General features: G+C 62.9%; 23 protein-coding genes. 16 read left to right on the top strand and 7 right to left on the bottom strand.

All coding sequences use genetic code 11. The features are described 5' to 3' along the window. Positions 1-32 precede the first annotated feature (32 nt). The 3 genes from tsaE (at position 33) to E5K00_RS05065 (ending at position 2,687) form a co-directional block, all read left to right on the top strand. Entirely contained in the window at positions 33-467 is a 435-nt protein-coding gene (gene tsaE / locus E5K00_RS05075; protein ID WP_167856754.1) for a tRNA (adenosine(37)-N6)-threonylcarbamoyltransferase complex ATPase subunit type 1 TsaE, read from the top strand. A gap of 23 nt (positions 468-490) precedes the next feature. After that, a complete protein-coding gene (locus E5K00_RS05070; RefSeq protein WP_135462170.1) occupies positions 491-1,717 on the top strand; it encodes an alanine dehydrogenase in 1,227 nt (408 codons plus the stop codon). Between the two features lie 121 nt (positions 1,718-1,838). Then, the gene (locus tag E5K00_RS05065; RefSeq protein ID WP_135462169.1) at positions 1,839-2,687 is read left to right on the top strand and encodes a GNAT family N-acetyltransferase; all 849 of its coding nucleotides are present in this window, start codon (positions 1,839-1,841) and stop codon (positions 2,685-2,687) included. 107 nt (positions 2,688-2,794) lie between these two features. Here the strand turns inward: E5K00_RS05065 and E5K00_RS05060 are convergent, their stop codons facing one another. Beyond that, the gene (locus tag E5K00_RS05060; protein ID WP_135462168.1) at positions 2,795-3,724 is read right to left on the bottom strand and encodes a flavin reductase family protein; all 930 of its coding nucleotides are present in this window, start codon (positions 3,722-3,724) and stop codon (positions 2,795-2,797) included. A gap of 364 nt (positions 3,725-4,088) precedes the next feature. On the opposite strand from E5K00_RS05060, the gene E5K00_RS05055 reads away from it, so the two are divergent. The 3 genes from E5K00_RS05055 (at position 4,089) to E5K00_RS05045 (ending at position 7,266) form a co-directional block, all read left to right on the top strand. Then, positions 4,089-5,150 (top strand): SPFH domain-containing protein, encoded by a 1,062-nt coding sequence (locus E5K00_RS05055; protein ID WP_135462167.1) that lies wholly within the window; start codon positions 4,089-4,091, stop codon positions 5,148-5,150. Continuing rightward, entirely contained in the window at positions 5,147-6,073 is a 927-nt protein-coding gene (locus E5K00_RS05050; protein WP_135462166.1) for an NAD(+)/NADH kinase, read from the top strand. The genes E5K00_RS05055 and E5K00_RS05050 overlap by 4 nt, the downstream gene beginning before the upstream one ends. 260 nt (positions 6,074-6,333) lie before the next feature. Further along, positions 6,334-7,266: a M28 family peptidase gene (locus tag E5K00_RS05045; protein WP_135462165.1), complete on the top strand. Its 933-nt coding sequence runs from the start codon at positions 6,334-6,336 to the stop codon at positions 7,264-7,266. 179 nt (positions 7,267-7,445) lie between these two features. On the opposite strand, the gene E5K00_RS05040 is transcribed toward E5K00_RS05045, so the two are convergent. After that, the gene (locus tag E5K00_RS05040; protein ID WP_135462164.1) at positions 7,446-8,051 is read right to left on the bottom strand and encodes a hypothetical protein; all 606 of its coding nucleotides are present in this window, start codon (positions 8,049-8,051) and stop codon (positions 7,446-7,448) included. A gap of 66 nt (positions 8,052-8,117) precedes the next feature. On the opposite strand from E5K00_RS05040, the gene E5K00_RS05035 reads away from it, so the two are divergent. The 4 genes from E5K00_RS05035 to cobC all read left to right on the top strand — a co-directional run bounded on the left by E5K00_RS05035 (position 8,118) and on the right by cobC (position 13,262). Then, entirely contained in the window at positions 8,118-8,546 is a 429-nt protein-coding gene (locus tag E5K00_RS05035; RefSeq protein WP_135462163.1) for an IS1/IS1595 family N-terminal zinc-binding domain-containing protein, read from the top strand. Positions 8,547-8,690: 144 nt separating this feature from the next. Beyond that, positions 8,691-10,178: an MFS transporter gene (locus E5K00_RS05030; RefSeq protein WP_135462162.1), complete on the top strand. Its 1,488-nt coding sequence runs from the start codon at positions 8,691-8,693 to the stop codon at positions 10,176-10,178. A gap of 383 nt (positions 10,179-10,561) precedes the next feature. After that, entirely contained in the window at positions 10,562-12,478 is a 1,917-nt protein-coding gene (gene acs, locus E5K00_RS05025; protein ID WP_135462161.1) for an acetate--CoA ligase, read from the top strand. Positions 12,479-12,662: 184 nt separating this feature from the next. Then, entirely contained in the window at positions 12,663-13,262 is a 600-nt protein-coding gene (gene cobC, locus E5K00_RS05020) for an alpha-ribazole phosphatase family protein (protein WP_135462160.1), read from the top strand. Positions 13,263-13,340: 78 nt separating this feature from the next. Here the strand turns inward: cobC and E5K00_RS05015 are convergent, their stop codons facing one another. Beyond that, positions 13,341-13,880 carry a hypothetical protein gene (locus E5K00_RS05015; RefSeq protein WP_135462159.1) on the bottom strand — a complete coding sequence of 180 codons (540 nt, stop codon included), beginning with the start codon at positions 13,878-13,880 and terminating at the stop codon, positions 13,341-13,343. 12 nt (positions 13,881-13,892) lie between these two features. Further along, on the bottom strand, positions 13,893-15,047 hold the full coding sequence (locus E5K00_RS05010; RefSeq protein ID WP_135462158.1) for a zinc-dependent alcohol dehydrogenase: 1,155 nt from the start codon (positions 15,045-15,047) through the stop codon (positions 13,893-13,895). Positions 15,048-15,363: 316 nt separating this feature from the next. Between E5K00_RS05010 and E5K00_RS05005 the strand changes: the two genes are divergently transcribed. Next, a complete protein-coding gene (locus tag E5K00_RS05005; RefSeq protein ID WP_135462157.1) occupies positions 15,364-15,558 on the top strand; it encodes a hypothetical protein in 195 nt (64 codons plus the stop codon). A 66-nt stretch (positions 15,559-15,624) separates the two neighbouring features. Here the strand turns inward: E5K00_RS05005 and fahA are convergent, their stop codons facing one another. Further along, positions 15,625-16,908: a fumarylacetoacetase gene (gene fahA / locus E5K00_RS05000; protein ID WP_210114276.1), complete on the bottom strand. Its 1,284-nt coding sequence runs from the start codon at positions 16,906-16,908 to the stop codon at positions 15,625-15,627. 148 nt (positions 16,909-17,056) lie between these two features. Here fahA and E5K00_RS04995 point away from each other — a divergent pair, with 148 nt between their 5' ends. Continuing rightward, positions 17,057-17,353 carry a hypothetical protein gene (locus tag E5K00_RS04995; RefSeq protein WP_135462156.1) on the top strand — a complete coding sequence of 99 codons (297 nt, stop codon included), beginning with the start codon at positions 17,057-17,059 and terminating at the stop codon, positions 17,351-17,353. 256 nt (positions 17,354-17,609) lie between these two features. On the opposite strand, the gene E5K00_RS04990 is transcribed toward E5K00_RS04995, so the two are convergent. Beyond that, positions 17,610-17,942, bottom strand: coding sequence for a NifU family protein (locus E5K00_RS04990; RefSeq protein ID WP_135462155.1), 333 nt, complete (start codon positions 17,940-17,942; stop codon positions 17,610-17,612). A 132-nt stretch (positions 17,943-18,074) separates the two neighbouring features. Then, on the bottom strand, positions 18,075-19,178 hold the full coding sequence (locus E5K00_RS04985) for an Mrp/NBP35 family ATP-binding protein (RefSeq protein WP_135462154.1): 1,104 nt from the start codon (positions 19,176-19,178) through the stop codon (positions 18,075-18,077). A 349-nt stretch (positions 19,179-19,527) separates the two neighbouring features. Here E5K00_RS04985 and E5K00_RS04980 point away from each other — a divergent pair, with 349 nt between their 5' ends. The 4 genes from E5K00_RS04980 to E5K00_RS04965 are packed head-to-tail and all read left to right on the top strand — an operon-like array spanning position 19,528 to position 22,639. Then, entirely contained in the window at positions 19,528-20,052 is a 525-nt protein-coding gene (locus E5K00_RS04980) for an RNA polymerase sigma factor (protein WP_135463669.1), read from the top strand. Continuing rightward, on the top strand, positions 20,042-20,980 hold the full coding sequence (locus tag E5K00_RS04975; protein ID WP_245328210.1) for a HEAT repeat domain-containing protein: 939 nt from the start codon (positions 20,042-20,044) through the stop codon (positions 20,978-20,980). The genes E5K00_RS04980 and E5K00_RS04975 overlap by 11 nt, the downstream gene beginning before the upstream one ends. Further along, entirely contained in the window at positions 20,928-21,803 is an 876-nt protein-coding gene (locus E5K00_RS04970) for a DUF4097 family beta strand repeat-containing protein (protein ID WP_135462153.1), read from the top strand. Before E5K00_RS04975 ends, E5K00_RS04970 begins: the two co-directional genes overlap by 53 nt. Beyond that, complete coding sequence (locus E5K00_RS04965; protein WP_135462152.1) at positions 21,800-22,639, top strand: DUF4097 family beta strand repeat-containing protein; 840 nt, start codon at positions 21,800-21,802, stop codon at positions 22,637-22,639. Before E5K00_RS04970 ends, E5K00_RS04965 begins: the two co-directional genes overlap by 4 nt. Positions 22,640-23,034 lie beyond the last annotated feature (395 nt).

The following is a 23,034-nucleotide window of genomic DNA, read 5'->3' as shown; positions in this document are numbered from 1 at the left end:
ATGCTAAACTTGCGCCCTCAAACCCTGTTGCTATGTCCGTGACTGAACTATCCATACCGACTCTGGCGGCCTTGCCCGCCGCCGCGGCCCAGGTGGCACCCCTGCTGGCGGGCCACTCCATCGTGGTGCTGGAAGGCGAAATGGGGGCCGGCAAAACCACCTTCACCAAGGCCCTGTGCCGGGCCCTGGGCGTGGCGGACGAGGTGAGCAGCCCCACCTTCGCCTTGGTCAACGAGTACCGCGACGGGCAGAACCGGCCGATTTACCATTTCGATTTTTACCGGATTGAAGACCCCTCGGAGGCCGAAAACATTGGCGCGCTAGAGTACTTTGATTCTGGCTATCTTTGCCTGATCGAGTGGCCAAGCCGCGTGGAGGCGCTGTTGCCCCCGAAGAGACTACTCGTCACGCTCACCGTGACCGGGCCCGAGTCGCGCCTGCTGCGCCTCGAAGCCCTGACCGACTGAGCCGCTGAACTTTTACCTGCCCAATGCCCGAAGCAATACCCCCCGGATTTGAGTCGCTGGCCACGAGCCGCGCTTACTTCACCCAGGAATCCATGCTGGCCGTGGAAACGCGCAAGCGCAAGCTGTTTATCGGCTTGCCCCGGGAAACCTCCCTGCAGGAAAACCGCATCTGCCTGACGCCCGAAGCCGTGAAGCACCTCGTCAACGAGGGCCACGAGGTGGTGATGGAAAGCGGGGCCGGGGAGCCCAGCAAGTACTCCGACCACGACTACTCGGAGGCCGGGGCCACCATTGCCTACTCGGCCAGGGAAGTCTACGAGGCCGACATCATCCTGAAAGTGGCCCCGCCCACCCAGGAGGAAATCGAGTACCTGAAGGCCAACCAAACCCTGATTTCGGCCCTGCAGTTCGGCTCCCTGACTTCGGACTACATCACGGCCATTCTGCGCAAGAAAGTCAACGCCATCAGCTTCGAGCTGATTAAGGACCCTTCGGGGGCCAAGCCGGTGGTGCGGGCCATGAGCGAAATTGCCGGCTCCACCGTCATGCTGGTGGCGGCCGAGTATCTGGCTCGCTCCAACGAGGGCAAGGGCGTGATTCTGGGCGGCATTACCGGCGTGCCCCCGTCCCAGGTCGTGATTCTGGGGGCCGGCACCGTGGCCGAGTACGCCGCCCGCGCCGCCACCGGCCTCGGGGCCGAGGTGAAGGTGTTCGACAACCACCTCTACAAGCTGCGCCGCCTCAAGCAGAACCTGGGCACCATGCTCTACACCAGCACGCTCGACACGTTCGTGCTCAACCAGCAGATCCGCCGCGCCGACGTGGTGATTGGGGCGCTGAATGCCGAGGAAGGCCGGATTCCGTTTATGGTGCCCGAAAGCGTGGTGGCCAGCATGGCGCCCGGCTCGGTCATTATCGACGTGAGCATCGACCAGGGCGGCTGCTTCGAAACCTCGGAAATGACCAGCCACAGCAAGCCCGTGTTCCGCAAGTACGACGTGGTGCACTACTGCGTGCCCAACATTGCCTCCCGCGTGCCGCGCACCGCCACCAACGCCCTGAGCAACATCTTTACGCCCATTCTGCAGGAAATCAGCCAGCACGGGGGCATCAACGAGGTGCTGTTTACCAACGAGCATTTCCGCTCGGGCGTCTACGTCTACAAAGGCTCGTTGACCAATGCCTCGATTGCCAAGAAATTCAACATGCGCTATAAGGAACTGGGTTTGATGATAGCCGTGCGGAACTAGTAGCACTGATTCCGCCGATTGCCCGCTGATAACACGGATTGCGGCGGCAACATCGTTTCTAACAGAAAGCCTGTGCTCCGGTGCGGGCTTTTTGCTTTTTTGCGGCCTCAAACTTACTTCTATGGATTCTGCTTCCACTGCCGCGCCGTTAACCGCCCGCCCCGTCCTCGACTTCACCTCCGCCCAGGTAACGGAGGCCATGAACCGCTCCTTTGAGGAGTATTTCGTGCCGCTGGTCTTTACGCCCGAAACCTTCGAGCGGCGCTTCCGCTCCGAGCACCTCGATGCCGTAGCCAGCAAGCTCTGGTTTCGGGGCGAGGAACTGGTGGGTCTGGTGCTGATAGCGCGGCGGGGCTACACGAGCCGGGTGGCGGCTATGGGCCTCGTCATTGAGGCCCGGGGCCACGGCTACGGCAAGCAGATGCTGCAAACGGCCCTCGACGAGGCCCGGGCCCGCGGCGACCGGAGCGTGCTGCTGGAAGTATTCGTGCCCAACGAGCGGGCGCGCCGCCTCTACGAGCGGCTGGGGTTCCGCAATACCCGGGAGCTGTTCACCTTCCGCCGCCAGCCGCAGGCAGTTGAAGACGCGGCCCCGCTCACCGAAGTCGACCCGGCGGACGTGGCCCGGCTGGTGGCCCGGGAAGGGGAAGCAAACCTGCCCTGGATGTTTGCGGCCGAGTCGCTGATGGCGGCTACGGCTCCGACGCGGGCCTTGTCGCTCGATGATAAGGCCTTCGTGCTGCTGCGGCCCGAGGCCGAGCGGACGTTGGTGCAAACCATTATCGTGCGGCGCGAGTACCGGCGGCAGGGCTGGGGCCGCCGGCTATTGCAGGCCGTGGCAGCCGCCTTTCCCGGCCCGCCGCTGACGATGCCGATGGTAACGGAAGGGCCGGGCTACGACTTTTTGCAGGCGGCCGGTTGGGAGCCGCTGGAGTTGTCGTTGTATGAAATGGAGTGCCCACTGGTGTAGAGACGCAACCTTGCGTCTCGTCGTTGAACAATTGGCAACGCACCGGAACAACGTCAGCAACGATTGAGACGCAAATATGCGTCTCTACATCGTTCTGGTGGGCTGTGCTACTCGGCCAGTAGCAGCGTTTTCCAGGCTTCGAGCAGCTTGCCTTCCTTCAGAAACTGCTGGCCCAGCAGCGTGAGCTGTTTCTTCCGCTCCTCGGGCTGCTCCCGGTATTTGTTTAGTGTGTAGGCTACCAGCGGCTCCTGGCGGAACTCCTCAACTTGCGCGGGCGTGGGCAGGGCTTCGCGCTCGATGTTGCCCAGGCGGCCCAGGTTGTTGCCGGTGAGCAGGTCGGAGGTGCGCAGGTGCTCGGGGAGCTGGTCGATGCCGATGCCCATATTGCGGTTGGGTTTGGGCACTTCAAACAGGCTGCTGCCCGAGGCGCGGGAGTACCAGTCGCCGCCGAGGCGGGCAATGGCATCGAGCTTGAACGGGTCGATGCCCAGGCCCGAGGGCAGTACGATGTCCTCGCGGAAGTGGGCCAGCACGACGCGGCAAATCACCAGGTTGCCGGCCCCGTTGTTCTGGCCCAGCTCAATGATTTGCTCGACCACGCACTCGAAGGCCGCCGGGGCTTCGGCTACGCGCGGGGGCGTCACGCGCTGGCTCGGTACCTGGGTAAAACCGGCCTTCACGAACTCATTGACGCCCTTTTCATACTCGGTGCTGGCCAACGACATCTGCTCGACCATGGCGTAGTCGCAGATGTGGATGACGACCTCGGGCACCTCGCGCACGTTTTGCAGGGTGTGCTTCTGCGAGTTGTCGCGCACCCGGTTGGCGGGCGAAAACACCAGAATCGGCGGGTTGGAGCCGAAGCAGTTGAAGAAGCTGTAGGGGCTCAGGTTCACGCTGCCGTCGGCCGAGATGGTGCTGGCAAAAGCCACCGGCCGCGGAGCTACGGCGCCCACCAGAAACGGGTGCAGCTCGCTGGGCTTAATCAGGGCGGGGTCGATGGTGCGAAACGGGGTGGTAGGGGCGGAAGTGGGCATGAACGAGGGCTGGGTTTGGGGCGAAGTTCAGGGTTTGCGCCGAATTAGTTGTCTTCCGACCGTCATGTCGAACAAAGTGAGACATCTCGCGTGCTGATGTTGTTGGAAAAAGGCCGTCCTGCTCAAGCGCAGTCGCTCGGCTGTGCCGAGTGACGACTACGCTTGAGCAGCTGTGCTGCGAATTGGGCCGCGCCGTTTGCCCGACTGGCTACCACGCGGCGCGGGACGCTCGCGGCAGAGCCGCTCCGGCGTAGTCGTCACTCGGCAATAGCCGAGCGACTGCGCCAAACTGCGCTAACCACCACTCAATATTCCCAACTATAGATACTTTTACCCCCGCGCCAACCCCGTCAACCACCTGTTTATGTTCGGAATAAACCATATCAAGTTCGACTCGATGACCTACGCCATTCACTATTCGAATGGCCGCATTGCCAAGGAGGGGCGGGGGTTGTCGTTCTATTATTTCGGGCCCAACAGCTCCATCGTGGCCATTCCGATGGGCAGCAACGACTTGCCCTTCATCTTCAACGAAACCACCCACGACTACCAGACCGTCTCCATTCAGGGCCAGATAACCTACAAGGCCGTGAATCCCAAGCAGCTGGCCGAGGTGCTCGACTTCACCGTCGACAGCCGGGGCGTGTACAAGAAAAACGACCTGGAAAAGCTCCACCAGCGCATCGTCAACGAGGCCCAGACGGCCACGGCCACCTTCGTGCAAAGCCTGGGGCTGAAGGACGCCATGCGGGCGGCCAAGGCCATTGAGGTCAACATCGTGGAGGGGCTGGCCGCCTCCAAGGCCATTGGGCTGCTGGGTATTGAGGTGTTGGGTGTGAATATTCTGGCCGTGAAGGCCACGCCCGAAATGGGCCGGGCCCTGGAAACCGAAACCCGCGAAAAGCTCCAGCAGGAAGCCGACCAGGCCGTGTTTGAGCGCCGCAACTTTGCCGTGGAGCAGGAGCGTAAGATCAAAGAAAGTGAGCTGAACACCGAAATTGCGGTGGAGGAAAAGAACAAGCAGATTGCCGAGAAGAAAATCGAGGGGCAGCTGCAACAGGCCAACAGCACCCGCAAGCTGCGCGAAATGCAGGTGCAGGCCGACATTGCCGTGGAAGAGCAGCGCAAATTGCTGATTGAGCAGAACGCCGAAAACCAGCGCCGCGAGGCCGACACCCGCGGCTACGTGCTCGAAACCACCCTGCGGCCCTACAAGGACATGGACTGGAAGCTGCTGGTGGCCCTGAGCAACAACCCCGACCCCAAGTTCAACATTGCCCTGGCCTTCCGCGAGCTGGCCGAAAACGCCTCCAAAATCGGCACCCTCAACATCTCCCCCGACTTGCTCGACTCCCTGGTCAACGACGCGCCCGAGCCGCCGCGGCCCACGCCGTCCGCCGCGCCCAGCCCGCAGAACCGGCGATGAGCAGCGGCATCGACTACGCCATCCTGGTGCGCAACAAAACCCGGCTGGAGCAGCTTATCGAGCGGTTTAATACCAAGGCCCAGGCCCGGTTCTACATCGAGAGCCTGGGCGGGGAGTTTGCCGACTACGAGCGGGAAAACGACCAGTTCCAGGACTCGTTTTCCCTGGTGCAGCGCCGCCTCGCGTCGGTGGTGAAAAACAAGCTGGTGGAGCGCGCCTTTCTGCCCTCGTTCCTGTTCAACCCCAAGCAGCTGGTGGTGGTGGTGGGGCAGGATGGGCTGGTGGCCAACACGGCCAAGTACGTGGGCGGCATCCCGATTATTGCCGTGAACCCCGACCCGGACCGCTACGACGGGGTGCTGCTGCCCTTCACCCCCGATGATTTTCTGCGGGCCGTGGAGCGCGTGCTGGCCGGCCGGCACCGGGTGCGGGAAGCGGCCCTGGCCGAGGCCCGGCTGAACGACGGGCAGCGCCTGCTGGCCTTCAACGACCTGTTTATCGGGGCCGCCTCCCACGTGTCGGCCCGCTACCGGATTGGCTTCGGCGAGCAGCAGGAAAACCACTCCTCGTCGGGCGTCATCGTCTCCACCAAGTCGGGTGCCACGGGCTGGCTCAGCTCGATTTTCAACATGACGGCCGGCATGACGCGCTTTCTGGACCCGGACGAAGCGCCGGCCCGGCCGCCCGCGCTGGCTGAGAATGAGCTGATGTTTGTGGTGCGCGAGGCCTTCCAGAGCAAGCGCACCCAGGCCGGCCTCACCGCCGGCGTCCTGGGCCAGTACCAGCCCCTGCTCATCGAGTCGTTTATGCCCACCAACGGCGTAATCTTCTCCGACGGTGTGGAAACCGACTTTCTGCAGTTCAACTCCGGCGCCATTGCCACGATTGGTATAGCTCCGGAAAAAGCCCGGCTGGTGGTGTAGGGCAGGGGAAGCCGCCCGGGTGGCCGCCAAGAAGTTGTACCAGTACTTTCGGAAAATGAAAAATACTGGTACACCTGTTGTCGGCTGAGTTGTACCAGTATTTTTAGAAAACGGAAAATACTGGTACAACTTCTCCGCGCGGTCGGTGCATCTGGGGTATGACGTTCTTGTGGATGCCTGGTTACGTTGGGTAGCGCTTATAACTACCGGCACAAGCCCGTAAGCCCCCAGGCCCCGACCCTCTATTTGCCCACCCTGCTATGTTGCCAAAAATCTGCTTTGCGGCTTTCCTCCTCAGCCATGCCGCGCTGAGCCCGGTCGTGGCGGCACCCCCATCGGCGGCCGATACCCTGCGCCTGCGCCAGCACTTGGTGGCCCTGACCACCACGCCCGAGCCCCGCAACTACCGGCACCTGCGAAGCCTCAACCAGGCCGCCGACTACATCCAGCGGCAGCTGCAAGCCGCTGGGGCCCGGCTCAGCGAGCAGCCCTACCAGGTGCAGGGCAACACGTACCGCAACGTCATCGGCTCGTTCGGGCCCGAAACCGGGCCGCGCCTCGTCATCGGAGCCCACTACGACGTGTGCGGCGAGCAGCCCGGTGCCGACGACAACGGCACCGGCGTGGCGGCTTTGCTGGAGCTGGCCCGCCTGCTGGGGCAGCAACCCGGCTTGCCCTACCGCGTCGAGCTGGTGGCCTACACGCTGGAAGAGCCGCCGTTTTTCCGCACCCAGAGCATGGGCAGCTACGTGCACGCCAAGTCGCTGCACGATGCCGGGGTGGAGGTAAAAGGCATGGTGGCCCTGGAAATGCTGGGCTACTACGACGACCGAAAACGCACCCAGGACTACCCCTTCGGCCCGTTGAGGCTGGTGTACGGCAGCCGGGGCAACTACGTGACGGTGGCCCAGAAATTCGGCAACGGGCGCTTCGGCCGGCTCTTTGCCCGCCGCTATAAGACGCAGGCGGCGTTGCCCGTGCGGCGCTTCAAGGCCCCGGCCTGGCTGCCCGGCATCGACTTCTCCGACCACCTCAACTACTGGCAGTTCAACTACCCCGCCGTGCTGCTCACCGACACCGCCTTTTACCGCAACAAGCACTACCACGAGCCCACCGATACCCTCGACCGGCTCGACATGCGCCGCCTGGGCCAGAGCGTGGACGCCCTGCTGGCCGTAGTGCTGGGCCTGTGAGGAAATGATTTAGAGCGGCCGGCGTACTAGGATTTATTGAAGCCAGCTGCTGGCTAAAAGCGCCGCGCAAGGTGGCGGGTAGATGGCTAGAAGGTCTCAACTATTTGGCTGGTAGCCGGCTCGAAGCCCGAAGTTGATTTTTTGGATTATGCCCGGAGTCTGAGAAGAGCCCGCGCAACTCACTTCGGGAGCTGGCCCACCCACACCCAGCCCATCCGGACGACCAGATATTCTTCTCCGTCTTCGGCGGTGAAGAAGCGGTGGGGGCGGCGCAAGTAGCGGGCCGGCCAGCCGCTGGGGCAGTCAAATGAGTCGAGCCACTGCTCGTGCGGGTGGGCCGTCCAGTGCAGTTGCCTCACGGCCGGTAGCTCCCGGTACTCGGGCGGTAGGGGTGGGGCGTCGGCAACGGGCTCCCCCAGCGCCGTTTGGTAGAACGCAATCCGCTCGTGCAGGCCCGCAATAACCTGGGAGCTGTGGGCAAAGTCGGGGCTTACCAGCTGCAGGCTGAGGTAGTACGGCTGGCCTAGGTTCTGCAGCTGCGCGTCCCAGGCGAAGAAAGTGTTGAGCAGATGCGTGGCGGCCAGCTGCCGAATCAGGCGCGGCGGGTGCCGGGCGGGCCAGTGCCAGACGCCCAGCCCGAGCTTCTTATACTCGTAGTGGACCTGCTGCAAGGCGGCCAGGTCCAGCGGGGCCGGGGCGGGCTGCAGGTCCGGTAGCTGGCGGATGCGGCGGCGCGGATTACGGATTTTCTGGGCGTAGGAACGAGAGTAGGGCAACCAGCGCATGCTAAATGAGGTATAGAACTGCTAACTACCTATAGCTTTTCGTCGTTTTCAGCGCCCAAACCAAACATGGACCAGATCATCTGCCCCAAGTGCCAGCACAAGGACGCTACCAAAAGCGGAATTATCGCGGGGCGGCAGCGCTACCGCTGCAAGAGCTGCGGCTACCACTTCACGGTGGCCAAGATAGGCAGGGAAGTCAATACCTACTATGTCGTCAAGGCCTTGCAGCTGTACCTGGAGGGCGTGAGCTACCGGGAGATTGAGCGCCTGCTGGGCGTGAGCCACGTGAGCGTGATGAACTGGGTGAAAAAGTATGCCGTGCAGGCCCCGCGCCAAACCCAGGCCCGGCCCACGTCCCAGCTGCTGACCCTGAGTGAGCTGCAAGCCTATTTTCAGCAGCCCGAAAACCTGGCCGGCGGGGGCACGGTGGTCACCGAGGCCGGCGACAAGTTTCTGCTCATGCGCTGGGAAGGGCCGAGCGGGAAAAAAAGCTAGGCCGGCAGGAGGGAGCAGGAGCCCGGAACCGGATTTTTCGCTTTACTTAGGCCAAGCCCGGCCTAGCAGGCTGAGGGTGAAAATCTTGTCTTTTCCGGGAATCTGGCCAGGTGCCGGCCCGCTCATCCCAACTCCTTCCCGCTTATGGAACTCGGCCTCGATACGCCCAGCCCCGACCTTACGGCCCCCGACCCCGCCGACGCGCCCCTGGCCCACGACAATAACACGGTCGAAACCGGCAAAATCTGGCAGGTCATTACCGCCTCCTCGGTGGGCACCGTCATCGAGTGGTACGACTTCTACATCTTCGGCTCGTTGGCCGCCATTATCGGGCCGGTGCTGTTTGGCTCCCAGGGCAAGCCCGAGGAAACCCTGCTGGGCATGCTGGCCGTGTTCGGGGCCGGCTTCGTGGTGCGGCCCTTCGGGGCGTTGTTCTTCGGCCGCATCGGCGACATGATCGGGCGCAAGTACACCTTCCTGCTCACCTTGCTCATCATGGGCGGCTCCACGGTCGTCACGGGCCTGATTCCGAGCTACGACAAAATCGGGCTGGCCGCGCCGCTCATCGTGCTGGTGCTGCGCCTGTTGCAGGGGTTGGCCCTGGGCGGGGAGTACGGCGGGGCCGCCACCTACGTGGCCGAGCACGCCCCCGATAAGCGCCGGGGCTATTTCACCAGCTTTATCCAGATTACGGCCACCGGCGGGCTGATTCTGAGCATTCTGGTCATCGTCGTCACCCGCAAGCTGACGGGCGAGGCGGCGTTTAAAGAATGGGGCTGGCGGGTGCCTTTCCTGCTCTCGGCCCTGCTGGTGGTGGCTTCCTACTACATCCGGCTCAAGCTGCACGAGTCGCCGCTGTTTGCCAAGGCTAAGGCCGAGGGCAAGACCAGCCAGAGCCCCCTGCGCGACTCCTTCCTGAACCCGGTGAACCGCCGCCTGGTGCTCGTTGCCTTGTTTGGCGTCACGATGGGGCAGGGCGTGATTTTCTACACCAGCCAGTTTCAGGCCTACTCCTTTATGCAGAACACCCTGAAAATGGACCTCGTCGACGCCAGCATCGTGCTGGTCACGGCCATGCTGCTGGCTACGCCGCTGTTCGTGTACTTCGGCAGCCTCTCCGACCGGATTGGGCGCAAGCGCATCATCATGACTGGTATGCTCTGCGGGGCGCTGTTCACCATCCCGCTTTTCCACGGCATTCAGGCCTTTGCCGGCCCGATTACGGAAGTAACGCCGGCCACCGTGGATGCCGCCGGCAAGGCCGTGCCGGCCGTACTGAAGGCCCTGAATCCCAATTTGCCAGCTATTATTGCCCTCACCTTCTGCCTGGTGTTGTTCGTGACGATGGTCTACGGGCCCATTGCCGCCTACTTGGTGGAGCTGTTTCCGACCAAAGTGCGCTACACGTCCCTGTCGGTGCCCTACCACATCGGCAACGGCGTGTTCGGGGGCTTCGTGCCGCTGGTGGCCACCTGGATTTCGGTGTGGGCCTCCACCCAGCCGGCGGGCACGTTCTGGAAGGAGCACAGCAGCCTCTCGGGCCTGCTGTACCCGGTGCTCATTGCCCTGGTGTGCTTCGTCGTGGGCATGAAGTATATGAGGGACGTGCGCAACGTGCGGATTATGGAGTAAGCCGGCGCGTCGTGGTTTTCGTCCGTCATCCTGAGCCCCGCGAAGGACCTTCCTCACCTAGGCTGTGTGAACAGCAAGTCAATAGAACGTCATGCAGAGGCGAAGCCGAAGCATCTCGCGTGGCGTCGTTGGATTGCTATTCCAACGTCAGCACGCGAGATGCTTCGCTGCGCTCTGCATGACGTTCTACCAGCAGTACGGTTCACATGCCCGGGCCTTCGCTTTGCGCAGGAAGACAGCTGGTGCCAAACAAAAAACCGCTCTTGCGCCCCGTCTCCCTTTGCCATTTTTGAGGACTAAACTGCGACAATACGGGAGGGATGGGGCCCAACTTTTTCGTAAACTGCCACCCAGACCTTCAAGCACCGACCAAGCCCCGAATTATGCCCCTCGAACACTCCCGCATCCGCACTTTCGAAGATTACCAGGATGCCTACCGCCGCAGCGTCGAAAACCCCGAGCAGTTCTGGGCCGACGTGGCCGAGCCCTTCACCTGGCGCCGCAAGTGGACTTCGGTTATGAAAGCCGACCTCGTCGGCGGCCATAACGAATGGTACGGTGGGGCCAAGCTCAACATCACCGAAAACTGCCTGGACCGCCACCTGGCGGCCCGCGGCAACAAGCTGGCCCTGATCTGGGAGCCCAACGACCCCAAAACCCGGCAGATTCGCTACACCTACCGGGAGCTGCACCAGCAGGTCTGCCAGTTTGCCAACGTGCTGCTCAACAACGGCGTGGAGAAGGGCGACCGGGTCTGCCTCTACATGCCCATGATTCCGCAGCTGGCCATTGCCGTGCTGGCCTGCGCCCGCATCGGGGCCGTACACTCGGTCATTTTCGCCGGCTTCAGCAGCACTGCCATTGCCGACCGGGTCAACGACGCCCAGGCCTCGGTAGTGCTGACTTCCGACGGCCTGAACCGCGGCCCCAAGCAGATTCCGGTGAAGCGCGTGGTGGATGAGGCCCTGGAGCATTGCCCCTCGGTGCGCCGCGTGATTGTGGTCGAGCACCTGGGCTGGCCCGTGCACATGCAGGAAGGCCGCGACGTCTGGTACCACGAGGAAGCCCTGGAAGCGGCCAAAACCTGCCCCGCTGAGGAAATGGACGCCGAAGACATGCTCTTCATTCTCTACACCTCGGGCAGCACCGGCAAGCCCAAGGGCGTGGTCCACACCACGGCCGGCTACATGGTCTGGGCCGACTACACCTTCCGCAACGTGTTCCAGGTCGAGGAAAACGACATCTACTGGTGCACCGCCGACGTGGGCTGGGTCACGGGCCACACGTATCTGCTCTACGGCCCGCTGCTCAACGGGGCCACTACCCTCATGTTCGAGGGCGTGCCGACCTACCCCGACGCCGGCCGCTTCTGGGAAGTCATCGACAAGCACGGCGTGACGGTGTTCTACACCGCGCCCACCGCCATTCGCAGCCTGATGGCCACGCCCCTGGATAACGTGCTCAGCTACTCCCTCGACTCGCTGCGCATCCTGGGCTCGGTGGGGGAGCCCATCAACGAGGAAGCCTGGCACTGGTACCACACCCACGTGGGCAAGGAGCGCTGCCCGGTTATCGACACCTGGTGGCAGACCGAAACCGGCGGCGTGATGATTTCGGCCCTGGCCGGGGTGTCGCCCACCCGGCCGGCCCACGCGGGGCAGCCGCTGCCGGGCGTGCAGCCGGTGCTGCTCACCCAGGAAGGCCAGGAAATCGAGGGCAACGACCAGGAAGGCTACCTGGCCATCAAGGCGCCCTGGCCCGGCATCATCCGCACCACCTACGGCGACCATGAGCGGACCCGCCAAACCTACTTCGGGCCGTATCCGGGCTACTACTTCACCGGCGACGGGGCCCGGCGCGACGAGAACGGGCTCTACCGCATCATCGGGCGGGTGGATGACGTCATCAACGTGAGCGGGCACCGCTTCGGCACGGCCGAAATTGAAAACGCCATCAACCAGAACGCCAACGTGGTGGAAAGCGCCGTGGTGGGCTACCCCCACGACGTGAAGGGCCAGGGCATCTATGCCTTCGTCATTTGCCGGGAGGGCGCCTGCAACACGGCCGCCGACAAGCCCCACGTCGAGGCCAGCATCATCGAAACCGTGGTGGCCGAAATCGGCAAGATTGCCAAGCCCGACAAGATTCAGCTGGTCTCGGGCCTGCCCAAAACCCGCTCCGGCAAAATCATGCGCCGCATCCTGCGCAAGGTGGCCGAGGGCGAAACCGGCAACATCGGCGACGTGACCACCCTGCTCGACCCGGCCGTGGTGGAGGAGATTATCAACGGCCGGAAATAAAGCCGCGTTAACTAAAAGCCCGGCTGGTAGGTCTGCCAGCCGGGCTTTTTCGTGAACTGTAGAGACGCATATTTGCGTCTCAATCGTTGCTGACGTTGTTTGCTGTGGGGTAATTGGGAGTCAGTCGGATAACATCGTTCAACGACGAGACACAAGGTTGCGTCTCTACACGAGGGCACAAACTATGGACATCTACCTGATCCGACATACGAGCGTAGCCACGGCGGCCGGCATCTGCTACGGGCAGACCGACGTGGGCCTGAGCCACCGCTACGAGCAGGAAAAGGCCCGCCTCTGCCGGGTGCTGGCCGCCGGGCTGGGCGCGGGGGCCGTGCGGGCCTACGCCAGCCCTTTGTCGCGCTGCCGCCGCCTGGCCGAAGACGTGGTGGCGGGGCCCGTGTGTCTGGATGAGCGCCTGAAGGAATATCACTTCGGCCGCTGGGAAATGCAGGCCTGGGCCGAGCTGCCGCCCCACGAGCTGGCGCCCTGGAAAGCCGATTTCGTGACCCAGCGCGCCCCCGAGGGCGAAACCTTCACCGAAGTGCAGCAGCGGGCCGTAGCCTTCCTCACCGACATTCTCCCCGCCTCGGCCGAGCCGGCCGGGGCGGAGCCCACAGCGGCCGACGTGCTGGTGTTTGCCCACGCGGCCCTGATCCGGACCCTGCTCTGCCACTGCCTCGACCTGCCCCTGGCCAACGCCTTCCGGCTCAACGTGGACTACGGCTCGGTGACCAAAATCCGCTACCAGCGCGGGCAGTTCCTGCTCGACTACGTGAATCGGTAGCATCGGGCCCCGCCGGCCCGTTACACGCAAAAAGCCCGGCTGGTAGCTACCAGCCGGGCTTTTTGTGTGCCGAATCGTTTAGTATTCGCGGCGCTGCCGGCGCGAGTCATGGCGCTTGTCCTTCGAGCCGGAGCTCAGCCAGATGATCGTGCCGGCCGTGACGGCGGCAATAGTCGCCATTTTCGTGACGAAAGCCGTGCGGTTGTATTTCCACTCTACCGCGTAGCCTTTCTCGGCGAAGATGTTGGGCACTTTGCCGTGCACCAGGTCTTCCAAGATGCCTTCGACCACCTGCACCCGGTCGGCCACAATCAGGGGCAGCCAGTGGCGGTAGCGGTTTTCGCTGTAGTGGAAGGCCAGCCGCCGAATCGCGCCGCTCAGGCCCATGGGTGGCACGGTGGTGCCAAACACGGCCGAGACGTTGGGGCGTTCAATAGAGCGCAGCAACTCCGTGTCCTTGGGTTGCAGGTGTTCCGGCCGGTGCTTGCTGTCGGGGTCCTGGCCCACGTTCATGCGGGTGCGCATGGGGTAGGTCGGGTCGTTCTTCGGGTCGGCGTCGATGCCCCAGCCCGGAATCTGCTTGGGGTCGATGGGGGTGTTTACTACGTTGTTTTCCATGGTCGGGCGGCGTTACTGGTTGGCGGTGGGGGGCAGCATTACGGTTTTGATGCAGTTGTCCAGCTTGGCGGAGAACATGCGGTAGCCGTCGGCCACTTCTTCCAGCGGAATGCGGTGGGTAATCAGGCCCTTGGGGTTGAGCACGCCGTTTTGCACGTGCTCAATCAGGCGGGGCAGCAGGCGTTTCACCGAGGCCTGGTTGCCCCGGATGGTGAGGCCCTTGTTCAGCACGTTGCCAATCGGAATCAGGTTGTCGGTCGGCCCGTAGACGCCCACAATGGACACCACGCCGCCTTTCTTCACCGAGTTGATAGCCCAGTGCAGGGCCGTGGCCGAGCCGGCCTGTAGCAGCAGCTTGCGGCCGGTAATGGTCTGCATGGTGTTGCCGGCGGCCTCGGCGCCCACGGCGTCAATGACCACGTCGGCGCCCATCCAGTCGGTTATCTTCTTGATAAAGACCACCGGGTCGTTCATCTCCTTGAAGTTGTAGGCCTCGCAGTAGGAATAGTTGCGGGCAAAATCGAGGCGGTAGTCTTCCTGGTCGATGATGATGACGCGGCCGGCGCCGAACAGCCAGGCGCAGCGGGCGGCCATGATGCCGATGGGCCCGGCCCCGAATACGACTACCGTGTCGCCGGTCTGAATACCGGCCATTTCGGCGGCCTGGTAGCCAGTGGGCGTCACGTCGGTCAGCATCACGGCATCATCCAGGTCCATGTCGGCCGGAATGATGGTGGGGCCCACGTTGGCGTAGGGCACGCGGCAGTACTCGGCCTGGCCGCCGTCGAAGCCGCCGGCGGTGTGGGAGTAGCCGAAAATGGCGCCCACGGCCGTAGCCTCGGTGTTCGACTCGTGGCAGTTGCCAAACATGCCCTGGCGGCAGAAGTGGCACTCGCCGCAGGCAATGTTGAAGGGTACGATGACCCGGTCGCCCACTTTTACCTTGGTGACGTCGGCGCCGATTTCCACGATTTCGCCCACGAACTCGTGGCCGAAGGTAGAGCCCACGCGGGTGTCGGGCACGTTGCCGTTGTAGAGGTGCAGGTCGGAGCCGCAGATGCAGGTGCGCAGCACCCGGACAATAGCGTCCTGGGGGTGCTTAATTTCGGGCATGGGCTTTTGCACAGCCCGGACCCGCTTCGGGCCCCGGTATTCCATTGCTAACATCGGAATCTTGGTTGGTGGTACGAGAGAATAGGACTCAGTGCCAACCGAAACAGTAGAGCAGGGAAGACCCACACTGGCGCTTCGGCCGGTGAGGTAGTTGTTACTGCTTCATATTTCTAAAGTTTCGTAATTCAGTACAATAGGGGGTAAATACGTATTTATGCGCCTTGGTCTTCCGTATAAGCACGCGGTTATTGGGAAAATCGCGCGGATTATGCTTGTTGCAGCCGAACCGGCGGCGGCGCAGCTATTGGCAGAAACTGCCGGCGTAAAAGAGAGTATAGAGAGTTCCTTCCACGCTTTACCCACTACCCGCATGAATCCTGAACCCAACGAACCCCTGCTGCCCGCCGAAAATCCACCGGAAAGCCTGGTGGAATCGGTGCTGGGCGCCCTCAACCAGCTGGACCCGGCCACGGCCCTCTACGAGCTGGAGCGGCTCGACGAAGACAACGACCTGCCGGCCAACGCGCCGCCCGCGCCCTTCGAAACCAAGCCCGGCATTTCGTAAAGGCTACAAAAAAGCCCCTGCTGACAATCAGCAGGGGCTTTTTTGTGGTGAGGGCCGCCAGCGGGCCTACAGCGGGTTGGCCGGCAGCACCGTGCCGCGCACTTCCCCAAAGCCAATGCGGACCCCGTCTTTTTCGGCGAAGCCGCGCATGGTTACCGTGTCGCCGTCGAGCAGGAACTTGCGCTCCGAGCCGTCGGCCAGGGGCAGGGGCTTGGAGCCTTTCCAGGCCAGCTCCAGCATCGAGCCAAACGAATCGGGGGTGTGGCCGCTGATGGTGCCGCTGGCGTACAGGTCGCCGACTTGCAGGTTGCAGCCGTTGCTGGCCTGGTGGGTCAGCTGCTGGGCCATGCTCCAGTACATGTACCGGAAGTTGGAGCGGCACACGGTAGTTTCGGGGCCGCCGGCGGGCTGAATGGTTACTGCCAGGTTCAGGTCGAAGTTGTGCGCGTCGGGCTGGCGCAGGTAGAGCAGGGGCTCGGGCTCCTGCACCGGCCCGGCCACCCGGAAGGGCTCCAGCGCGTCGAGCGTCACGACCCAGGGCGAAACGCTGCTGCCGAAGCTCTTGCCCAGAAACGGCCCCAGCGGCACGTACTCCCAGCTCTGAATGTCGCGCGCGCTCCAGTCGTTGAACAGCACCAGCCCGAAAATGTGCTCCTCGGCGTGCTGCAACGGAATGGAATGGCCCAGCTCGGTGCTCTTGCCGCACACGAAGGCGACTTCCAGCTCAAAGTCCAGCTGCTGACTCGGGCCAAACGTGGGGGCCGCCGCGTCGGGGGCCTTGCGCTGCCCGTTGGGCCGGCGCACGTCGGTGCCGCTGACCACGATGCTGCTGGCCCGGCCGTGGTAGCCGATGGGAATGTGGCGCCAGTTGGGCAGCAGGGCGTTGGCCGGGTCGCGGAACATGATGCCCACGTTGGTGGCGTGCTCGATGCTGGAGTAGAAATCGGTGTAGTTGTGGGGCTTCACCGGGCGCAGCATCTGCACCTCGCGCTGCCGCACCAGGCAGGTGCGCATGGCTTCCTCATGGTCGCGCAGCTCGCCGTTGTCGTGGCGCAGCAGCTCCGACACGCGCTGGCGCACGGCCCGCCACACCGGCCGCCCCAGGGCAATAAACTGGTTCAGGGAGCGGCGGCGAAACACCTTGGGCTGGGAGGGAATATCGAGGTCCTCGAAAAAGCCGAACTGGCTGACGGCGTACAGATCCAGCACGTACTCGCCGATGGCCACGCCCACCCGCGGGCCGCGCTCCGGGGTTTCGAAGATGCCGAAGGGCAGGTTCTGAATCGGAAAGTCGCTGGTCGGGGCAATGTCAATCCAGGAGTGCAGGGCGGGGTTGTTCGGGTTGGGCATCGGAAGAAGGATAGCGTAGGGTGATGGGCAAAGATAGGGGAGGGCGCTGAACGGCGGGGCTGTTGGGCAGAATATGGGGAAGCTGCTACCTTGGCAGCAGTTTGGGTAACTGCCGGCTGCTGGGCTTTCCTGCAGCCGCAGAGTCGCAATGTGGACTATTTTTAAAACGCCTGCTAAAGCAATGGGAAATTCTATTGAATTTGTGTGCTGGGAAATGGATGAACCAATTGAAATCCAATTAGAGCCAGATGCTTTACTGTTTAAGGTGATGCCTGGAAACGCAATAAGGTTTGTAGGTATTTGTGCTCACCAGGAATTTAAGTGGGCCTTGAGAGTTGAGCATAAGAACAACGGTATTCAATTGATGCCAGCTATAACAGCAGAGCATGAAATAGAAATTTACGAGAATGATGTGCTGTTAGAAAACAGGTATAAGTATATGTGAGTCAAGGATATTGTATATTTTGATGGTAAGGAAATGCCAAATTCCGGGCAAGATTGTGCCTCGTATTAGATTAGAACAGCAGTAACGAACGAAGCAGCCGGCGCCAGCACCGGTTTGCCGCTGTGCGGCAGTGGAGATACAATCTCCACATTATGGGTAGACACGAGTTACGCTGCGCTAAACTCGCGCCAGACCTCAAACAAAAAAGGCCAGCTCCCCGCAAGGAAAGCTGGCCTTTTACAAATAAGAAACAACTCTAAAACCCGGGCGTGGGCACCGGGGCCGGCGACACGGGGTGGCCGGTTTGGCCGGCGGGCTGCTCGCTCATGGCGGTGCCGTTGATGGCCTCCACCCGCACGATTTCGGGCACGGCCTTTTTCACCGACTCTTCCACGCCGGCTTTGAGCGTCATCGGCGACATGGGGCAGGTGCCGCAGGCACCCAGCAGCTCCAGCTGCAGCACCAGCTCGTCGGTGATGTTCAGCACGCGCACGTTGCCGCCGTCGGCCGCCAGGTAGGGGCGAATCGTGTCCAGGGCCTGCTCGACGCGGGACAACAAAGGATGCTCAAGAACAGCGGAAGAATTCATGAAAAACGGATTGGTACTGACGCCGCACGCAGCGGAATAAGGGTAAAGGTAGGGCTTTTGGCCGGTCAAAGCATAACACCGGGGCCGGTTGCAAAGTTGCCGGCCCCGCTGCCGGGGCCGTTACGCTTCAGCTTACGACTTCATTTCGACCACCTGGGTGCGGGGAGCCACGGCGTTGCGGATGGACACCTGCCGGGCCAATTCCTCGGCCAAATGCTCGAACAGAGCGGCGGCCGGCGTGCCGGGCTGGGTAATGGCGGGCGTGCCCAGGTCGCCGTTTTCGCGGATGCTCTGCACCAGCGGCAGCTGGCCCAGCAGCGGCACCTCGTGCTTGTCGGCCAGAGCCTTTCCTCCCCCTTCGCCGAAGATGAAGTAGCGGTTGTCGGGCAGCTCGGCGGGCGTAAACCAGGCCATGTTTTCCACGATGCCCAGCACCGGCACGTTGATCTGGGGCTGGCGGAACATCTGCAACCCCTTCTGGGCGTCGGCCAGGGCCACTTTCTGGGGCGTGGTCACGATGAGGGCGCCGGTTACGGGCACGGTCTGCACCAGCGTGAGGTGAATGTCGGAGGTTCCGGGGGGCATGTCGAGCAGCAGGTAGTCCAGCTCGCCCCAATCCACTTCGGTAATGAACTGCTTCAGGGCCGAGGAGGCCATCGGGCCGCGCCACACGATGGCGCTGTCGGACGGAGCCAGAAAGCCGATGCTGATGAGCTTAACGCCGAACTTCTCGATGGGCTGAATCAGGTTGCGGCCGTCGGGGCCCTGGAAGACGTGGGGGCGGGCATCTTCCACCCCGAACATGACCGGCATGCTGGGTCCGGAAATGTCGGCGTCGACCAGGCCGACCTTGGCGCCGGTGCGGGCCAGGGCAATGGCCAGGTTGGCCGTCACGGTGCTTTTGCCCACGCCGCCCTTGCCCGAGGCAATGGCAATGATGTTTTTAACCCCGCTGAGCACGGCCGAGTTGGCGGCCCGGGCGGTAGTCACGCGCGAGGTCAGATTTACTTTCACGTCGGCGTCCTTGTCGACCATCGTGTGAATGGCGCGCACGCAGGCGTTGTGAATCAGCTCCTTGAGCGGGCAGGCGGGCGTGGTCAGGATGACGGAAAACGAGACGGTTTTGCCGTCGATATGCACGTCCTCAATCATGTTGAGGGTCACGAGGTCTTTGCCCAGGTCGGGCTCTTCCACGTAGCTCAGGGCCCGGAGGACGTCTTCTTTGGTAATAGCCATAGGTCAGAAATGCAGAATGCGGACTGCAAAGATAACCCGGAATTGCGGGCGGAAGTTACCGGGCTAGGTAGAGTTAGTGTTAAACCCAGCTATATCCTTTTCCGCCCGTCATCCTGAGCTTGCGAAGGACCTTATCACGCCAGAACAAGTCGTTGTTACTTTAGTCGTTCCTATCCCACAAGGTCCTTCGCAGGCTCAGGATGACAGCCGTAGAAATCCCTACAACTACCAAGTCAAAAAATAATTTCTGCTTTGCTGTAACCTTCCTTTCCTGGGGCGGTGTCCACAACCAAATACCCCACCACCTACCACCTTTCGCCGGTTGGACTCGCTTACTGACAATGCGCTAATGCTCCGGGTGAAGGCCGGCGACGTGGACCGAATGGGCCTGCTCTTCGAACGCCACCACCGCAAGCTGTTCTCCTTTCTGTACCACATGCTGGGCCGCGCGGATACCAGCGAGGATCTGGTGCAGAACGTGTTTTACCGCATGCTCAAGTACCGCCACACCTACACCGGCGAGGGCGAGTTTCGGACCTGGATGTACCATTTGGCCCGCAACGTGCTGGCCGACCACGTCAAGAAGAACCGCCACGCCAGCCACCACGCCGACGTGCAGGACTTCGCCGAGAAAATAGGCGGTGGGCCCCGGGCCGACGACGCGCTGCAGCGCGAGCAGGAAGTAGCCACCCTGCACCGGGCCCTGGGGCGGCTGAGCGCCGAAAACCGCGAAGTGCTGATCCTGAGCCGGTTTCAGGAGCTCAAATACGAGGAAATAGCCCGGGTATTGAATACGACCGAAGGCGCGGTGAAAGTGCGGGTGCACCGGGCCATGAACGAGCTGAAAACAATTTACCTGCGCATTGAAAACTGACGGGATGGACATGCATTGCGAACAGGCTCAACCAGAGCTGCCAGAGTATATAAGTCACCAGCTGCCCGCGGCGGAGCAGGCCCGCGTGGCCGCCCACCTGGCCCATTGCCCCGACTGCCAGGAAGAGCTGCGGGCCCTGCGCCGGGTGTGGCAGACGCTGGGGGCCGTGCCGGAGCCGGAACCGAGCGAAAACCTGCGGCCGGCTTTCTACTCGATGCTGGCGGCCTATAAGGAGGAAGTGGAGGCCCAGCCCCGCTTCAGCCTGGGCGGCTTCTGGTCGAAACTGCGGGCCCTGCTGGTGCCGGGCCCGGCCCTGCGCCTGGCCTACGGCCTGGGCCTGCTCGTGGTGGGGCTGGCCGCCGGCTACTGGCTGGGCCGCGGCCCCAAAACCGCGCCGGCCACCACCGACCAGCAGCAGCTGGCCGCCCTGACCACCCAGGTGGAGCAGATGCGCCAGGTGATGCTGCTTTCCCTGATTGAAAACCCCTCGGCCACCGAGCGGCTGCGGGCCGTGAGCTACACCAAGGAGCTGAGCGGGGCCAACGACAAGGTGGTGGAAGCCCTGCTGAGCACGCTCAACCACGACGAAAACGTGAATGTGCGCCTGGCCACCCTCGAAGCCCTGGCCCAGCTGGCCCACGAGCCCAACGTGCGCCTGGGCCTGGTGCAGGCCCTGCGGCACCAGGATTCGCCCCTGGTGCAGTCGGCCCTGGCCGACGTGATGGTGCAGCTCCAGGAAAAACGCTCGGTTCAGCCCCTGCGCCGCCTGCTGCGGCAGCCGGGCCTGAACCAGGCAGTGAAAAGCAAAATCGAGGCAAGCCTCAAAACCCTCTCCAACGGCCGGCCCGCCGCGCCTTCAACCCCCGAACCCTACCATGAAACCTACTATTCTCCCCAGCCTGATAACGCTGCTGGTACTGCTGTCTAGCTGCCAGGCCCAGGCCCAAAAGCGCGAGTTCAAGGAGGAAATCCGCCGCGAATTTACCCTGACGGCCGACCCGGGCCGCAGCACGCTGGCCATCTACAACATCGACGGGCCGGTGCGCGTGCAGGGCACCACGGGCAACAAAGTCGTGCTAGAAGTCACCCGCATCATCCGGGCCGACACCGAGGCCGACCTGGCGCTGGGCAAGCAGGAAGCCGTGCTGGGCGCCTACCAGCGCAACGACAGCGTGGTGGCCTACCTGGCCGGCCCCTACGACTCGCGGCCGGGCTTCAACCGGAACCGCAACTCAAGCCGGCGCGACATCGACTACCACTTCACCTTCGAATACGTGGTGAAAGTGCCCGCCCGGATGCATCTGACCGTATCGACCATCAACAACGGGGCCGTGCTGGTGCAGGACGTGAGCGGCCCGCTCAAGGCCCGCAACATCAACGGGGCCGTGACGCTGCGCAACGTGAAGGGAGCCACCGAAGTCGGCACCATCAACGGCAACGTGGTGGCGGAGTATGGGAGCAGCCCCACCGGCAAGTGCTCCTACAGCACCATCAACGGCGACATCCTAGTGACGTACCCGGCCGATGTGGCGGCCGACGTGCACTTTAAAAGCATGCACGGCGAGCTGCTCACCGACTTTCCCAACGTGGAAAACCTGCCGGTGCAGGTGGTGCAAAATAAGACGAGCACCACCGCCGGCACCACGTACAAACTCTCCAAGGGCACGGCCGTGCGCCTGGGCAAGGGCGGCAACGACTTCCGCTTCGAAACCCTCAACGGCGACGTGACCATCAAACGCCGACCCGAATGAAAACTCCAGTATACCGCCCGACGCGCGCTTTCCTGAGCCTCCTCCTGTTGCTGACCACGCTCGGAGTGGCGGCCCAAAGCAAGGAGCAGCTGGTGGTGCCCCTCAGCGCCCCCGGCAAGCCCGGCCTGCTAAAAGTCAAGACCGTGAACGGCTCCATTACCGTGGTGGGCTACGCGGGCAAAGACGTGCTCATCGACGCCTCGGCCAAGGGGCGCAACGACGACGACGACGACGACGACCAGGACCGCCCCCGCAACGGCCTGAAGCGGGTGTCGGGCAACGCCAACTTCGACGTAACGGCCGAGGAAAACGACAACCGCGTGACCGTCAAATCCAGCTCCTGGCAGCAGCCCGTGAACCTGACCATCAAGGTGCCCCAGCGCTTTGCCCTGCAGCTCAGCACCGTCAACGACGGCGACATCGTGGTCGAAAACGTGAGCGGGGAGCTGGAAGTCAGCAACGTGAACGGCGACGTGGTGCTGCGGCAGGTGGGCGGCTCGGCCGTGGCCAACACCGTGAACGGCGCCATCAAGGCCACGTTCAAAACCGTAACGGGGGGCGCGCCCATGGCGTTTTCCACCGTCAACGGCCAGGTCGACGTGACGCTGCCGGCCTCGACCAAAGCGGCCCTCAAGCTCAAATCCGACCAGGGCGACGTCTACAGCGACTTCGACCTGACCGCCGAAAAGGCCCCCGCGCCGGTGAAGCGCACCGTGCAGAACGGCGTCTACCGCCTCAACGCCGACGGCTGGACCTACGGCAAGCTCAACGGCGGCGGGGCCGAGATTATGATGAAGTCCCTGATGGGCGACATCTTTATCCGGCGGGCTAAGTAGGGTGGGGCTGAGGAGCTTGAGATTTTCTGGTTCGCTTGAAATTTGCGCAACCTTCCGGCCCTCATTTCCGGTATGAACTGTAAGAACTCCAGCAATCTGCTACGCTGTGGGCGCCGCTGCAACGGCCCCGCGCGTTTTGGGGGCCCGCCGGTGAGTGACGGGCCCGCAATCCGGCAGAAAACGTCAGTCGCAGCTGGGCGAATGGCGGCTGACAACTCTTCGAAAGGCGGCCTCTGCATGGAGCAGGGGCCGCCTTTCCCTGTTTTGGTCGGGGTGTCGGGGCGACAGGAAATAACTTGAGTTCGGGGAAGCCGCGGAAAAGAGCCGCGGCGCGGCGGCATGGGTATAGCAGCAACGGAAATCGTCACCGGGTTGAGCCGCGTAGCGGCGGCATA

It is taken from the genome of Hymenobacter aquaticus, from assembly GCF_004765605.1.
Taxonomy (GTDB): domain Bacteria; phylum Bacteroidota; class Bacteroidia; order Cytophagales; family Hymenobacteraceae; genus Hymenobacter; species Hymenobacter aquaticus.
The sequence above is the reverse complement of the archived record's forward strand: the minus strand, read 5'-3'. Positions and strand labels throughout refer to the sequence as shown.